Origin of the sequence: Escherichia sp. WS1152, from assembly GCF_046487665.1 — a bacterium.
GTDB classification, from domain to species: Bacteria; Pseudomonadota; Gammaproteobacteria; order Enterobacterales; family Enterobacteriaceae; genus Escherichia; species Escherichia coli.
Genome location: NZ_JBJQJA010000001.1, coordinates 362,393 through 378,003 on the forward strand (window position 1 = coordinate 362,393; position 15,611 = coordinate 378,003).

The 15,611-nt window shown below is 48.0% G+C and carries 11 protein-coding genes; 6 read left to right on the plus strand and 5 right to left on the minus strand.

Translation table 11 applies throughout. From position 1 onward, the window contains the following. Position 1: 1 nt before the first annotated feature. Together ACJHW7_RS01680 and putP are read left to right on the plus strand one after the other, a co-directional pair. Complete coding sequence (locus ACJHW7_RS01680; RefSeq protein WP_000979516.1) at positions 2-211, plus strand: hypothetical protein; 210 nt, start codon at positions 2-4, stop codon at positions 209-211. 158 nt (positions 212-369) lie between these two features. After that, complete coding sequence (gene putP, locus ACJHW7_RS01685) at positions 370-1,878, plus strand: sodium/proline symporter PutP (protein WP_001018485.1); 1,509 nt, start codon at positions 370-372, stop codon at positions 1,876-1,878. A gap of 148 nt (positions 1,879-2,026) precedes the next feature. On the opposite strand, the gene ACJHW7_RS01690 is transcribed toward putP, so the two are convergent. Further along, positions 2,027-3,370, minus strand: a complete 1,344-nt coding sequence (locus ACJHW7_RS01690; RefSeq protein ID WP_021556672.1) for a hypothetical protein — start codon at positions 3,368-3,370, stop codon at positions 2,027-2,029. 1,181 nt (positions 3,371-4,551) lie between these two features. On the opposite strand from ACJHW7_RS01690, the gene efeU reads away from it, so the two are divergent. From efeU to phoH, 4 genes are all read left to right on the plus strand, one after another. After that, a complete protein-coding gene (gene efeU, locus ACJHW7_RS01695) occupies positions 4,552-5,382 on the plus strand; it encodes an iron uptake transporter permease EfeU (RefSeq protein ID WP_000497942.1) in 831 nt (276 codons plus the stop codon). 57 nt (positions 5,383-5,439) lie between these two features. Continuing rightward, positions 5,440-6,567 (plus strand): iron uptake system protein EfeO, encoded by a 1,128-nt coding sequence (efeO, locus tag ACJHW7_RS01700; protein ID WP_000154384.1) that lies wholly within the window; start codon positions 5,440-5,442, stop codon positions 6,565-6,567. 5 nt (positions 6,568-6,572) lie between these two features. Next, the gene (efeB, locus tag ACJHW7_RS01705; RefSeq protein ID WP_001199119.1) at positions 6,573-7,844 is read left to right on the plus strand and encodes an iron uptake transporter deferrochelatase/peroxidase subunit; all 1,272 of its coding nucleotides are present in this window, start codon (positions 6,573-6,575) and stop codon (positions 7,842-7,844) included. A 620-nt stretch (positions 7,845-8,464) separates the two neighbouring features. Continuing rightward, on the plus strand, positions 8,465-9,253 hold the full coding sequence (phoH, locus tag ACJHW7_RS01710) for a phosphate starvation-inducible protein PhoH (protein WP_000533533.1): 789 nt from the start codon (positions 8,465-8,467) through the stop codon (positions 9,251-9,253). Positions 9,254-9,302: 49 nt separating this feature from the next. Here phoH and pgaD read toward each other — a convergent pair whose 3' ends face one another. Genes pgaD through pgaA form a run of 4 tightly spaced genes read right to left on the minus strand, consistent with a single transcriptional unit; the run spans position 9,303 to position 15,486 of the window. Continuing rightward, positions 9,303-9,716: a poly-beta-1,6-N-acetyl-D-glucosamine biosynthesis protein PgaD gene (gene pgaD, locus ACJHW7_RS01715; protein WP_001061095.1), complete on the minus strand. Its 414-nt coding sequence runs from the start codon at positions 9,714-9,716 to the stop codon at positions 9,303-9,305. Position 9,717: 1 nt separating this feature from the next. Further along, positions 9,718-11,043 (minus strand): poly-beta-1,6-N-acetyl-D-glucosamine synthase, encoded by a 1,326-nt coding sequence (pgaC, locus tag ACJHW7_RS01720; protein WP_021556673.1) that lies wholly within the window; start codon positions 11,041-11,043, stop codon positions 9,718-9,720. After that, complete coding sequence (gene pgaB, locus ACJHW7_RS01725; protein ID WP_021556674.1) at positions 11,036-13,054, minus strand: poly-beta-1,6-N-acetyl-D-glucosamine N-deacetylase PgaB; 2,019 nt, start codon at positions 13,052-13,054, stop codon at positions 11,036-11,038. The genes pgaC and pgaB overlap by 8 nt, the downstream gene beginning before the upstream one ends. Positions 13,055-13,062: 8 nt before the next feature. Then, on the minus strand, positions 13,063-15,486 hold the full coding sequence (gene pgaA, locus ACJHW7_RS01730) for a poly-beta-1,6 N-acetyl-D-glucosamine export porin PgaA (protein ID WP_021556675.1): 2,424 nt from the start codon (positions 15,484-15,486) through the stop codon (positions 13,063-13,065). Positions 15,487-15,611 lie beyond the last annotated feature (125 nt).

Below are 15,611 nucleotides of genomic sequence, written 5' to 3' on the forward strand. Positions count from 1 at the left end.
CATGATGTTGCAACTTTGTGCAACCATGTTAAATGTGACTTGCGTAGCAAGCTTAAAAATGAATGAAATGTTAATAAAAGAAATCGATATGACAGGGATTAAAAAAATAACTCAGACTTTTTCTCTGCGGCAGTTAACATTTTTGAAAGGTGCAACCGCAAAAAATGTGAGAGAGTGCAACCTGATGAAAAATAGTGTCGCTGAGCACTAAAATTTAATGTAAATGGTGTGTTAAATCGATTGTGAATAACTAGCGCTTCCGGCAGGATACGGTCGCCCTGGTAAAACATAAACTCTGTTACCCCGTTCCGGTGGCAGATATAACGGCAAGTTTCGACATTGCCGATAATAATTTTTTGGAGACTTTAGATGGCTATTAGCACACCGATGTTGGTGACATTTTGTGTCTATATCTTTGGCATGATATTGATTGGGTTTATCGCCTGGCGATCAACGAAAAACTTTGACGACTATATTCTGGGCGGACGTAGCCTTGGGCCATTCGTGACGGCATTATCGGCGGGTGCATCGGATATGAGCGGCTGGCTGTTAATGGGGTTGCCGGGCGCGGTTTTTCTTTCCGGGATTTCCGAAAGTTGGATCGCCATTGGCCTGACATTAGGCGCGTGGATTAACTGGAAGCTGGTGGCCGGGCGGTTGCGTGTGCATACCGAATACAACAATAACGCCTTGACATTGCCGGATTATTTCACCGGGCGTTTTGAAGATAAAAGCCGCATTTTGCGCATTATCTCCGCGCTGGTGATTTTGCTGTTCTTCACCATTTATTGCGCTTCGGGCATTGTGGCAGGCGCGCGTCTGTTTGAAAGTACCTTTGGCATGAGCTACGAAACGGCTCTGTGGGCGGGAGCTGCGGCGACGATCCTTTACACCTTTATTGGCGGTTTCCTCGCAGTGAGCTGGACTGATACTGTACAGGCCAGCCTGATGATTTTTGCCCTGATCCTGACGCCGGTTATCGTCATTATCAGTGTTGGTGGCTTTGGTGACTCGCTGGAAGTGATCAAACAAAAGAGCATCGAAAACGTGGATATGCTCAAAGGGCTGAACTTTGTCGCCATTATCTCGCTGATGGGGTGGGGGCTGGGTTACTTCGGGCAACCGCACATCCTGGCGCGTTTTATGGCGGCGGATTCTCACCACAGCATCGTCCATGCGCGTCGTATCAGTATGACCTGGATGATCCTCTGCCTGGCAGGGGCGGTGGCTGTCGGCTTCTTTGGTATCGCTTACTTTAACGAGCACCCGGCGGTAGCAGGTGCGGTAAACCAGAACGCTGAACGCGTGTTTATCGAACTGGCGCAAATTCTGTTTAACCCGTGGATTGCCGGGATTCTGCTGTCGGCAATTCTGGCGGCGGTAATGTCAACCTTAAGTTGCCAGCTGCTGGTGTGCTCCAGTGCGATTACCGAAGATCTATATAAAGCGTTTCTGCGTAAACATGCCAGCCAGAAAGAACTGGTGTGGGTAGGGCGTGTGATGGTGCTGGTGGTGGCGCTGGTGGCGATTGCGTTGGCAGCGAACCCGGAAAACCGCGTGCTGGGCTTAGTGAGCTACGCGTGGGCAGGCTTTGGCGCGGCGTTTGGTCCGGTGGTGCTGTTCTCGGTGATGTGGTCACGCATGACGCGCAACGGTGCGCTGGCGGGGATGATCATCGGGGCGCTGACGGTTATCGTCTGGAAACAGTTCGGCTGGCTGGGACTGTACGAAATTATTCCGGGCTTTATCTTTGGCAGTATTGGGATTGTAGTGTTTAGTTTGCTGGGTAAAGCGCCGTCAGCGGCGATGCAAAAACGCTTTGCCGAGGCCGATGCGCACTATCATTCGGCTCCGCCGTCACGGTTGCAGGAAGGCTAAGCTGAAGAGTAATTATTTATCTTTTGCTTTTTAACCCGAATGTTCCCTGCCATGCGGTATAAGTTGCCTGGCAGGGAGTGTTCGGGGGCAATTGCTATTTGCCCACCCGGCACAGATGAACAAAATTGCCGCTATCGGTACCTTCAGCTTATGTCCTGCGGCTGGTTGGTTGGGCGAGATAGAATGGATTCGACATATTCCCGCTGTTTTTTAACCACGCCAGTTTTCTCGCACCTTGCTTGGTCACTCCGCTCGATTTCAGGTAGGATCTGGCAGTAGACCACTGGAAGCCGCGTTTTTTACTCCACTTTTCGGCTCCCCCTGCGCTGTTACGCTCCTCCTGGGTCATATTCGCCCATTGTACGATGTCTCCGAAGGTGAACGTGACCCATTTCTGCGGCCCTGTCAGCTTCAACTCACCCAGGGCGGTAAGCCCGTCGTTCTTCAGGTAATTCCTGGCAGTAGTTGGCGCGAGGTTTCTTTCCTTACACCACTTTTCTAAATAACCAACCGGTTTTCGCACATGCTTGTTTAAGGCTGCCCACTGGCGGATATGTTCAAGGGTGAATTTGGCATATTCATGCGGCCTGTTTACCTTTACCTGTCCCGCGTAGTTCAGGCCGTGATCGGTCAGGTAATTTCTGGCATTTTTGATATTAAAATGATTGCGCGTACACCATCCTGAAACTCCCTGTAGAGCGTTTCGCGCCTGCTGGTCCATAGCCGCCCATTTTCGCATGTCGTCTACAGTCAATTTAACATATTGCTGTGGCTCGTCCGCCTCTGGCTGGTCCTCGATGGTCTGCCTGGTGTTGTTTATGTCGTCATTTGCAGCATTTGGTGGGATGTTGCTTGTATTACACGATTGCTGTAATTCCACATCGTTACGCCACGCCAGCGGAGACATATTTCCAAATTCTCGCATGCCATTGTTGGTAAAGTGTGTTTCTTCTCTTCCGTATTGCTGGGCCGGGGAGTAGCGAGCTGCTTCATGCACCCTGTTTTGACTTTCATCCGTGAGTATTGGCCGTACGGACCAGAGATCAAAGGTTCCATATTGACTGCGTGACATCAGGGTTGTGACAATGGAGTGAAACAGCTCAAGAGTAATATTTGTACTGGTGCACACACCGCTCTTGCTGACTGCAATTTTCATGAGATTGCCCGTGTTGTCATGCTCTTGCGTCTTCGTGAAGGTGATGGTGAAACCGGCAACATCGAAGGTGAACGGTTCAGGAAGTTGCAGATCATTTGCACTTACCACCGGTTGGAACTGATGTCGATGTAGTTCGGTTGTCATCGCAACAGCCAGCAAGTGAACCTCTTCAGGAACCAGTGGAGTAACAGCCATGCCCGTGCTGTAGTCCGCATCCCTTTTGATATAATTATTCATCTGCACCAGAAGCGTCAAAGTTTCCAGACAACTACTCGGGAGTTGTTGCGGTGGAATATAGGTTGCTGCGCTCGTATTGAGGTTGGATATTGGTCTCATGTCATGCTCTCCGTATCCTTACAGGGTTAATGATTCGTATTAAGTCGTAGCCATCCGCATGGCTCCGGGCGATTCAGTCGGCGCACCAGGATGTACACTTCGGATGCGTTCTTGATGTAGTAAACAATCCGCTCATTCTGGTGTTAATGGAAACACCCGTAAAAAGCAGGAGGAATGCCAGTTATTGGCGAATTTACAATGCTGCCATCGGGATGAGTTTCATGAATATTATTATTTTTTTTACGCCTTGAACTATCGCGGTAAATAGTAATTTCTTCCTGTGTTTCATAAAGTACGTAGTTACAATCACTCGTGAATCTTGTCGGTAATTCGACGTTAGCCTTCAGCCAGAGAAAAATTAACTCGCAAATTTTTTAATTTATCGTTAGGGGAATGGATAAATTATATTCTCGACCCTAATTACAGGGTTTATCTGAAAGCAGTGGCGTCTCATCTTATTACTTCTCTTTCTGTATTCATGCTAGTGGGTTTGTGATAATGTCATAGTAGAAAAATCGTGAGAAAAAAGCCCTGAACAATTATTAACTTATTGATTTTTGTGTGTTGGTGTTTTTGGTGATTGATTTTCACGATGATCTATTACTTCTGGTTAAGATTTCTATTTTTATTATGTGTGACTTTATTAATGCGCATCCTGCTTCGTTTTATCGTGATTTAGAGTTGTATATAGCTTTAGCCATAAAATGATATCACTGGACATATAATAAGGGGGATTATAATTTCTTGGGTTAATTACGCACTATCAAAAATCGCTCATTCCAGACTTAAATACACGTTTTCTCCTGTTTAGGTTGTGGGCAAAAAATTCGATGAGGAGATGAGGTATAATTTCATTCACAACCTTATCACTATCTATTAATAAGCAAAAAACAACGTTCTTTTGTGAAACGACTAACTGAAAATTCAACCCTTCGGGGCACGCTGCAGCGAGTTTGTCGCCACCAACATTCGTACAAGCTTCATCTGCCGGGCGAAACGTCAGCTAAATACCTTAAAATAATCGCTTTTTTCTCCGGATTTGATCTCCTCATTTTTACATTCCAACATCATTTTATAAACATTCCGCTTGTATTTTTCTTTAGCGTAATGATAATCGCTATCACTGCGATTTACTTTTCTTTGCATAGATTGACTCAGAAAAACGTTTAAGGGTGGGTGGCATGTTTGTTCCATTTCTCATTATGTTGCGCGAAGGGCTTGAAGCCGCGCTGATTGTCAGTTTGATTGCCAGCTATCTTAAGCGTACCCAGCGAGGCCGATGGATTGGTGTGATGTGGATTGGCGTGTTGCTTGCCGCTGCGTTGTGCCTGGGCTTGGGTATCTTCATTAACGAAACCACCGGCGAATTTCCGCAAAAAGAGCAGGAACTGTTTGAAGGTATCGTGGCGGTGATCGCCGTGGTGATCCTTACCTGGATGGTTTTCTGGATGCGCAAAGTGTCGCGCAACGTCAAAGTGCAACTGGAACAGGCAGTCGATAGCGCATTGCAGCGTGGAAATCATCATGGCTGGGCGCTGGTGATGATGGTCTTTTTTGCCGTTGCAAGGGAAGGCCTGGAGTCGGTCTTTTTCCTGCTGGCGGCATTTCAACAAGATGTCGGGATCTGGCCGCCGCTGGGTGCAATGCTCGGTCTTGCTACTGCCGTGGTGCTCGGCTTCCTGCTCTACTGGGGCGGTATTCGCCTCAATCTTGGTGCATTTTTTAAATGGACCAGCCTATTTATTCTCTTCGTCGCCGCAGGACTGGCTGCAGGTGCCATTCGCGCATTTCATGAAGCCGGATTGTGGAACCACTTTCAGGAAATCGCCTTCGATATGAGCGCGGTGCTCTCAACTCACTCGCTGTTCGGCACGCTAATGGAAGGTATTTTTGGTTATCAGGAAGCGCCGAGCGTCAGCGAAGTCGCCGTCTGGTTTATTTATCTCATCCCGGCGCTGGTGGCGTTTGCTCTGCCACCACGTGCAGGGGCGACAGCGTCTCGCTCCGCGTAGCAAATACGACGCAAACTCTTGCTTAGTTACAACATACTTAAAAGGGATAGTCTCGTCATGACCATTAACTTCCGCCGTAACGCATTGCAGTTGAGCGTGGCTGCGCTGTTCTCTTCTGCTTTTATGGCTAACGCCGCTGATATTCCGCAAGTCAAAGTGACCGTGACGGATAAACAGTGCGAACCGATGACCATTACGGTTAACGCCGGGAAAACACAGTTCATTATTCAGAACCATAGCCAGAAGGCGCTGGAGTGGGAGATCCTCAAAGGCGTGATGGTGGTGGAAGAGCGGGAAAATATCGCCCCTGGTTTTAGCCAGAAAATGACGGCGAATTTACAGCCTGGCGAATACGATATGACCTGCGGTCTGCTGACTAACCCGAAAGGGAAGTTGATTGTCAAAGGTGAGGCAACGGCGGATGCGGCGCAAAGTGATGCGCTGTTAAGTCTTGGTGGTGCAATTACTGCATATAAAGCGTATGTCATGGCGGAAACCACACAGCTGGTGACCGACACCAAAGCCTTTACCGACGCGATTAAAGCAGGCGATATCGAAAAAGCGAAAGCACTGTATGCGCCGACGCGCCAGCACTATGAGCGCATTGAACCGATTGCTGAACTGTTCTCCGATCTGGATGGCAGCATTGACGCCCGTGAAGATGATTACGAGCAAAAAGCCGCTGATCCAAAATTCACCGGTTTCCACCGTCTGGAAAAAGCATTGTTTGGCGACAACACCACCAAAGGAATGGATCAGTACGCTGAGCAGCTTTATACCGATGTGGTCGATTTACAAAAACGCATCAGTGAACTGGCTTTCCCACCTTCAAAAGTGGTTGGCGGTGCAGCCGGACTGATTGAGGAAGTGGCGGCCAGCAAAATCAGCGGTGAAGAAGATCGCTACAGCCACACCGATCTGTGGGATTTCCAGGCTAACGTTGAAGGCTCGCAGAAAATTGTCGATCTGCTGCGTCCACAACTGCAAAAAGCCAACCCGGAACTGCTGGCAAAAGTCGATGCCAACTTTAAAAAGGTCGATACCATTCTGGCGAAATACCGTACTAAAGACGGTTTTGAAACCTACGACAAATTGACCGAGGCCGACCGGAACGCGCTGAAAGGGCCGATTACTGCGCTGGCGGAAGATCTGGCGCAACTTCGTGGTGTGCTGGGACTGGATTAAGCGTTATGCAGTATGAAGATGAAAACGGCGTGAATGAACTGTCACGCCGACGTTTACTGAAAGGAATTGGTGCGCTGGCGCTGGCGGGAAGTTGTCCGGTCGCTCATGCACAAAAAACGCAAAGTGCACCGGGCACGCTTTCACCGGATGCACGCAATGAGAAACAGCCGTTTTATGGTGAGCATCAGGCAGGGATCCTGACGCCACAACAGGCCGCAATGATGCTGGTGGCGTTTGATGTGCTTGCCAGCGATAAAGCCGATCTTGAGCGGTTGTTTCGCTTGTTGACTCAGCGTTTTGCTTTTCTGACTCAGGGCGGAGCAGCACCAGAAACGCCAAATCCGCGCCTGCCACCACTCGATTCCGGCATTCTTGGCGGCTACATTGCGCCCGATAATCTCACCATCACGTTATCGGTGGGTCACTCATTGTTTGATGAGCGCTTTGGCCTTGCGCCACAGATGCCAAAAAAGCTGCAGAAGATGACGCGTTTCCCCAACGACTCGCTGGATGCGGCGTTATGTCATGGTGATGTGTTGCTACAGATTTGCGCCAACACCCAGGACACGGTGATCCATGCACTGCGCGATATCATCAAACACACGCCGGATTTGCTCAGTGTGCGCTGGAAGCGGGAAGGGTTTATTTCCGATCACGCGGCGCGTAGTAAAGGCAAAGAGACGCCGATTAATTTGCTGGGTTTCAAAGACGGCACTGCCAATCCCGATAGCCAGAATGATAAGTTGATGCAAAAAGTGGTGTGGGTAACGGCAGATCAGCAGGAGCCTGCGTGGACAATCGGTGGCAGCTATCAGGCAGTACGCTTGATTCAGTTTCGAGTGGAATTTTGGGACAGAACGCCGCTGAAAGAACAGCAGACGATTTTTGGCCGTGATAAGCAAACCGGTGCGCCGCTGGGAATGCAGCATGAGCATGATGTGCCTGATTACGCCAGCGACCCGGAAGGGAAGGTGATCGCGCTGGACAGCCATATCCGGCTGGCGAATCCCCGCACGGCGGAGAGTGAGTCCAGCCTGATGCTGCGTCGTGGCTACAGTTATTCACTGGGCGTCACCAACTCCGGACAACTGGATATGGGGTTGCTGTTTGTCTGCTACCAGCACGATCTGGTAAAAGGCTTCCTGACAGTACAAAAAAGGCTCAATGGCGAAGCGCTGGAGGAATACGTTAAACCTATCGGCGGCGGTTATTTTTTTGCGCTGCCGGGAGTGAAGGACGCGAACGATTATCTCGGAAGCGCATTATTGCGGGTTTAATGTTTTTAGGCGGATAAGGCATTTGTGCGCAGATGCCTGATGCGGCGCTTGCGATGCTTATCATGCCCACAATCGGTGCGGGTTTGGTAGGCTGGATCAGGCGTTCACGCCGCATCCGGCGATCGTGCACTGATGCCTGATGTGAATCCTGCTGAAAGCACACAGCTTTTTTCATCACTGTCATCACTCTGTCATCTTTCCAGTAGAAACTAATGTCACTAAAATGGTGTTTTATAGTTAAATATAAGTGAATATATTGTTGCAATGAATGCGAGATCTGTTGTACTTATTAAGTAGCAGCGGAAGTTCCCGGCAGTGATAGTCAGTCACTATGGAGATCGCGGATGGTAACGTCCTGTACTGGACATGTTTTAGATAATCAACGCGCCACCACTCGCGGAGTTTTCTCCTCCGGTAGTCATCTCGTCACTTTGCATTTTCAACCTCATCCTTTCTTTTCATGTGTTACCGACGCCGTAAACGGTGCGCGTAGCCGTTTTTCGGCATTTTATCCAAAAGCAAACTATGGCTTACAAGGAAGCCAACCCTCTGATGTTCGTGCGCATAATCGCGCTGCCAACGGCGCGTGTGATGAATACAAACAACTCAAGGTGCTCTCCATGGGAAGACAAAAAGCAGTGATCAAAGCTCGTCGCGAGGCAAAACGTGTGCTGAGACGGGATTCGCGCAGCCATAAGCAGCGTGAAGAAGAATCGGTCACCTCGCTTGTGCAGATGAGCGGCGTAGAAGCCATTGGTATGGCCCGCGACAGTCGCGATACCTCGCCCATCCTCGCGCGAAATGAAGCGCAATTGCACTATCTGAAGGCTATTGAGAGTAAGCAGCTGATATTCGCCACGGGCGAAGCCGGGTGCGGAAAAACCTGGATCAGCGCAGCAAAAGCGGCAGAGGCCCTGATACATAAGGATGTCGACAGGATTATCGTCACCCGTCCAGTTCTGCAAGCCGATGAAGATCTTGGCTTCTTACCTGGAGATATCGCAGAAAAGTTTGCTCCCTATTTTCGCCCGGTCTACGACGTGCTGGTCCGGCGCTTAGGGGCTTCCTTTATGCAGTACTGCCTGCGACCGGAAATAGGGAAGGTGGAAATTGCGCCGTTCGCCTATATGCGTGGACGTACCTTTGAAAATGCAGTCGTCATTCTTGACGAGGCGCAGAATGTGACTGCCGCGCAAATGAAAATGTTTTTAACCCGCCTCGGGGAGAACGTGACGGTTATCGTCAACGGTGATATCACGCAATGCGATTTGCCTCGCGGCGTGTGCTCCGGATTAAGTGACGCGCTGGAACGTTTCGAAGAAGATGAAATGGTCGGGATCGTCCGGTTCGGTAAAGAGGATTGCGTACGTTCGGCACTTTGCCAACGTACGCTGCATGCATACAGTTAAGTGTATTATCGGTGCAGAGCCCGGGCGAACCGGGCTTTGTTTTGGGTGTTTATGCCCGGACTAGCGCTTTTTCTGAAACCACCATTTTTATTTGCCCCTGGCTGGTGAAGTGTACGCTCATCCTGTGGCTTTTTTGTAGTTGCTGATAGAGCTCATCAGGTATTGCTAAGCTCTCTGCATATTCTTGCGGCGTATATTGGTAGGCTGCATGATGCTGCTGTTTTTGAAAACGCAGCTTATTGTACAGCGCCCAGACAATTAACACGACGGCATTCGCCACTGCCAGCAAAAAATAGAACTGAAGTCGACTTCTGGCCTCGCTTTGCCAGTAATAACCCGTCAGCAGATCCATGGCGAATAAGAATATGAACAAAGCAAATAATGTCCACAAGATGGTTGTGGCAACATAATCAACCAGTAAACGTACTGGCGATTGTCGGGTCGTAATAATTAAATTGTTCATATTAACCTCTCAGAATCCCGCGATCGGGACTTACCCAACGGGCGCGTTGCTTTTTAGGCATCAACATGACTCGTGTAAATGATACCAATGTCGTTGCCAGGCTCAGCATCCAGAAAATAACCGGGAACCAAATAATCCAGAAAAGCGATGAAGTCAGATTATGCTCATAGCGATTCTCGATCATCAGGCTGACAATAAATTGCAGTAAACATAACGTACACAATAATATTCCGGCAGTATGTGTCGCAGCGATATGTGTCAATTCAATATTTAACGGTACACCTGCAAGTTGGACTACGTAAATAATGAAACCGACCAGGCAGGTGAAGGCCCATATTGTCGTCAAGCAGTATTCAAAAAACAGTGGCCACATTCGAAAGTTTTCTTTGCGCCACAACCTTGTCATATTTTTGAGGAATACTTCTGCACCGCCCTGAGCCCAGCGCAGGCGCTGTTTCCACAGCCCTTTTAACGTTTCAGGCATTAATATCCAGCACAGCGCCCGAGGCTCGTAAAAAATCGTCCACTGATTCAACTGCAGCTTCCAGCTAATATCAATATCTTCGGTGATCATATCGTCACTCCAGTAACCCACTTCTGCCAGGGCGCTGCGACGAAATGCGGCAATAACACCGGAAACGGTAAATACGTTTCCATAGATACGCTGGGTTCGCTTGATCAAACCAATAATTGAGGAATACTCGCCAACCTGAATTTTACCCACCAGGGTAGAACGTGTGCGAATACGAGGATTACCGGTTACGGCACCCACACGCGGGTTGTACAACATCGGTTCCACAATATATGCCACCGCATCGCGGTCTAATAACGCGTCGCCATCAATGCACACCAGATATTCACTTTTCGCCGCGGCAGCTCCGGTTTTAAGCGCAATGGCTTTCCCCTGGTTTTGCGCCAGATGAATGACCCGCAAATGGGGAATTTGTGCAGCCATGCGATCCAGGATGGCACGGGTTTTATCTGTTGAACCGTCATTTACGGCAATAACTTCAATGTTCTCATAACGCTGTGCTAAAGCGGCGTGTATGGTTTCCTCAACGTTTTTCTCCTCATTAAAACAGGGAATGATAATGGAGATAGACGGATTATCTTTCAACTGGGGAGCTGGTGCGTTTTCTCCCCACGGCCAGTGGCGTTCACGATAGACCCAGAAATAGACGCCGCCAACAATCCACATAATGGACATAAAAAACGGCCAGAAGAAAACGAACCTCATCATCAGTTCACCAGAGTGAAAGTACGCTACGCATAGGGGTATGCATAACACCAGACATAATATAAAAAACGATACGATGCGATTAATCATTTTTCGGATACCAGGCTGTTGAAAACTCAGGACGAATAACGTCTATTTCAGGTTGGTTATGCAGAAAATTGTCGGGATAATAACCATAGTTTTTCACTCCATTCAGTTGTAATAGGCTCATCCAGTGAGCGAGTTGTTGCGAAGAAATAGCCTGATGCTGACCATTTTTCTGCCAGTTTTGTGCCTGTAATTCTAAAATAGATTTGTCTTTAGCCTGAGGGATGCTTTTAATCTGATTGGTCAGTTGTATTAACCATTGATCAGCCGATTTTTCTGCGACACCTTCCATATAAGGCATAGCCATAATAGCGGTCCAGTCATAGCTTTTTAGGAAATCAGCATAATTCTGTGCAAACCAGGCTTCACTTTCAGGTTGTGTTACCGGAAGTGCAAAAATATTTCGTGCAGTTTTAACATGTGGACCACGAATGGCTTTTACGCGCGCACTAAGTTCTAAAGTGAAGTCAGTTAACGCACGACTTTTAAAGCGGGTCCACTGTTTAAATTGCTCCGGGTTTTGTCGAATTTCGCTCAGACTCCCGCTAAAGCCTGCTTGCTGATAAGCCGCGATAGCCGGTGCACTGGCATCTTCATAATCTGAAAGCAAAGCATCATCGTGGAACAATAGGCCATCAAAAGCAGCATGTCCGGCAAGATCTTCATATAACATGCCAACTTGTGCTCTGACCCTGTCATCAAAAGGCGAGAGACGGCGATATTGTTCAGGATGAATTTGTGCTTTTTTCTCCCCAGTTGGTAAGTATTTTACTCGCGTTAATGTGGGATCTAAATCCCAGCTTAATACCGGCATCCACGCATAGATGTTTACACCTGAGCGGGTACGTAATTGCCAGGCAACCCGACTAAAAATATCTGCTTTCATTGGTAGCAAACGATTTGGAAACCAGACCTCTTTGACCAGCCCATCACCATCGGGATCAGCAAATGCCTGCAAATACACGGTTGATATTTGCATATCTTTCACCCGCTGAATTAGCACATCAATATTGCGATCCATTTGCTGGCGGTTTTCGTCATAAACGTAATCAAGATCGATATGCATTATCCGTTGTGGTGATTTTTCCTGTACGGTAATAATTTTCTGGGCAAACTCTTTTAATGAGGGATTATTGGCGATTAATACTCGCGGAATGGAATCCAATTGCGACGCATTTGCCAAACCTGATTCAAGGGTGAAGAACATGTCATAACCGAGTTTTTTTAATTCCTCTATCGCTATGCCATTCGCTTCGCCATAAGGCCAAACAAAAACGTGTGGATTTACCTTAGCCTTTGTACGCAGGTATTCCGTCATTTTTACAGCATCCAGACGAATTCTTTCCCGGTATTCTGCTGCGGTTTCATACCGTGCGTGGTCAGTAAAATATGCACGATTTACATATACAGGCAATAAGCTGCCGGTGGCATTAGCCTGAATACCGTAGTGAGAATTCCATGTATGAGAAGCGACCTCAATGAGCGGGGAACGCGCAACTTCTCGCACTTGTTGCCACGTGGCAAAATATTCTCGATCGACCATCTCATCGCCAAATTTTACTTGTTTATCCGCTGGCGTATCGACCCAACTGCCGACGGGGGCCCATACAGCAGGCCACTGGAAGGCCAGAAGAATTGGGAAGACGCGGGTATAAAAACTCTGGTAGCCGTCATCAAAAGTCAGCACTACAGCTTTTTCCGGTAGCGGTTTTCCTCCTCGATGTGCTTCACGAATTTGAGCAATACTGACCGGTTGATAACCGTTCTCGCGCAGCCAGGCAAATTGTTCACGCAGTGCTGATGTCCGCACTGACATAAAACGCTGGTCGGCAGCTTCGTCTTCAACGTTATGCCATGAAATCGCTACAAAACCATTATGCGGCCACGGTTGCTCGGCGAGTAAAGATTCGCGATCCTGTGGCGGTATAAATGATGTTCTTGACTGGCTAATGCACGCGGTGAGCATAATTATACTCACCAGCATCAGGAGATATTTATTTCCATTACGTAACATATTTATCCTTAAAATCTGAATGTCATATCGAATTCAACGTATAAGTTGTGTTCTCTGTCACCGTCATAAGGTCGTTTTTCCCAGCGTAGCGTTGCGCCAGCATCAATCACGTCATTCCAGCTAATGCGTTGCCCGTAGCCGAGTTGGGTGACGACATCCGTGCCATAATGTTTTTGCCAGGAGGCACCAACACCTGCGCTGAATATTTGCTCCCAGCTATTTTCATAGCTACGCCATAACAAATGGCTTGCCTCAAATGCCGGAACAATATCGAACGTTTTTATAGGGTTGTAGTATGGGGTATCGTGTTCTGTATTTTGTTCGTAATACAGACTGGGTAGGAAATCGACAATCAAATATGGTGAAGACCAGATGCGTTCCTGACCCTCAAGTGAGACTTCATGACGCTGGTTACTGTCGGAAAAATCAGTGAAAGCCCAGGAGACACCGTACTTACGCCGCTCATTCTGATACCAACGAACATAAGCCTGTGCACTGTTGCCTGTAACACCATTTTTCATTGCCCGTAATGGAACGCGGTGAGAGAGGCGTTCCAGTTGCGAACCAATACGCCAGTTATCATTAAAATCATACCAGCCAGACAGGCGCGCGCCGGGTTTATGCTCATGATTGAAAAAGCGTTCAGCGTACTCCGCCTCGAGCCAGATATTACGTGACCGCCACTCAACACCCGCAAGCCAGTCGCGAACAATCCCTTTTCCTTCGCTAAATTGTCCATCGGCATAACCGAATCCAGCAAAACCGCGCCAGTTATCCTTCAGCGGTGGTGAATAAACGATGGTGGTTAAGTCGACATCATGTTTGCCACTATCCGGACCTTCGGCATCAATTCCTGTTGAGCCAGCGATACGAAGCTCTGCAAGATTATGTACATCAACCGCACGTTTTAATCGTACAACGCCGGGATCTTGCGGTTCACGTTCGACAACATCGTGCGTTAAGACCGCTGCCTGCTGCCATTCTTGTAACGTTAATGCTGTCCAGGCTTGTTCAACCTCCAGATTAATATTACGTGGCTCGATCACTTCTGCTTTTTTTAATTCATTTTCTGCTGCACGAGGCCAACCGCGGGCTTGTAACACACTCGCATAATCAATGCGCAGTCCCTGATTTCCTGGTGCGTTATAAGCAAGCTCTCTGGCTGTCATTTCAGCCTGAGGAAGATCATTACTATATTTTGCTACGGTTGAGAGAAACGAATGCCCCTGTAACCAGGTATCATTCGGGATGCTCGTAGGCGTGCCCATTAACCGAAGGAAAGGCGGCGAAGTATTAATGGTATGTTGGGTGACAGTTAGCGCGCCCGGATAATTTTCACTCTCCAGGTGGCTGTAAAAGAGATCCGCAAGTTCTTCATCGGATAAATCCGGGGCAATGGTCTCCTTGTGATAAAAGAGCTCTGTCATTATTGACTGTGCTTTTTTTGGCTGATGTTCTTTGAGATAAGCCGACGCAACCCAATATTGCGCCCAGGGCGGAATAATTTGCCCCGTCTTTTTTAAACGCTGATAGTGAGAAATAACGTCTTTATAACGATCGCGAGTTAATAACGCGCCAAGATGATCAACCTGAATACGCTGGTACTGGGCAGTGCGGTCAGGGTTATCATGCCACAGAATTTCTAATGCAGCGTATTGGGCGAGGGCGCGATCGGCAATGGCATAACGTTCACTTTCACTGCGCGTAGGCATAAACGACAGTCTGACCAGTTCGGCATGAATATCAGCGCGAATATCTGGCGTTAAATTGGCATCGTCAATCGCGGCAGCAAGTTGATTATTACGTAATGCCTGCACGTATTCTGTGGGATATTGTTGCGTAGATGCATTTTCAGGTAATGACTCTGTCATCGCCCGTAATTCATCCTGATGACGCCCTGCCAGTTTATAGATATAGGCTTCTGCGAGTAAATTGGCTTTGTCCGGTGCTCCAGAGTTAAGCTGCTTAAGTTTAACCAGCGCAGTATCATAGTGACCCGCATCTGCCAGGGTTAAAATTTGTCCCCGTTGATAATCCTTATTTTGCGGCTCCAGAGAGAGCGCCTTTTGCCACAGTGTAAGCGAGTTTTGCCATTGTTGCAGGTTACGATAAGCGACGGCGACAGCTGCATAACCACGCGCTGGTAATTGCTGATGACGGTAGCTGTTGTAAACGGTAATAACTTGTTTATCTTGCCCGGCCCATAAGGCAATCTGTAACCAGTCAGCAATTTGGTTATTACTGAGTGCTGATTTTTGTGCAAACCATAACAAAGCTGGCTGAGTATTTCCCTTGCGAGCTTCAATAATCAATGCATCATAGGCGTTATTAACGGCACTCTTCGCCGCGGGACTCGCTGCTAAAAATGCGGCAGTAAGAATTTTCAAAGCCCATTTGGTTTGCGGGCACCTTTTTCTGCTACTTGAATACATCCTGTATTACTCCATGTATTGCCAAAATCTCTCTCTGTATCTAATGACAGGTAACTGAAAAGAAAGATATTTTTTGCACCTCATAATCCGTTATTAAACGCGGAAGAGAGACGTGAATTGTTGAT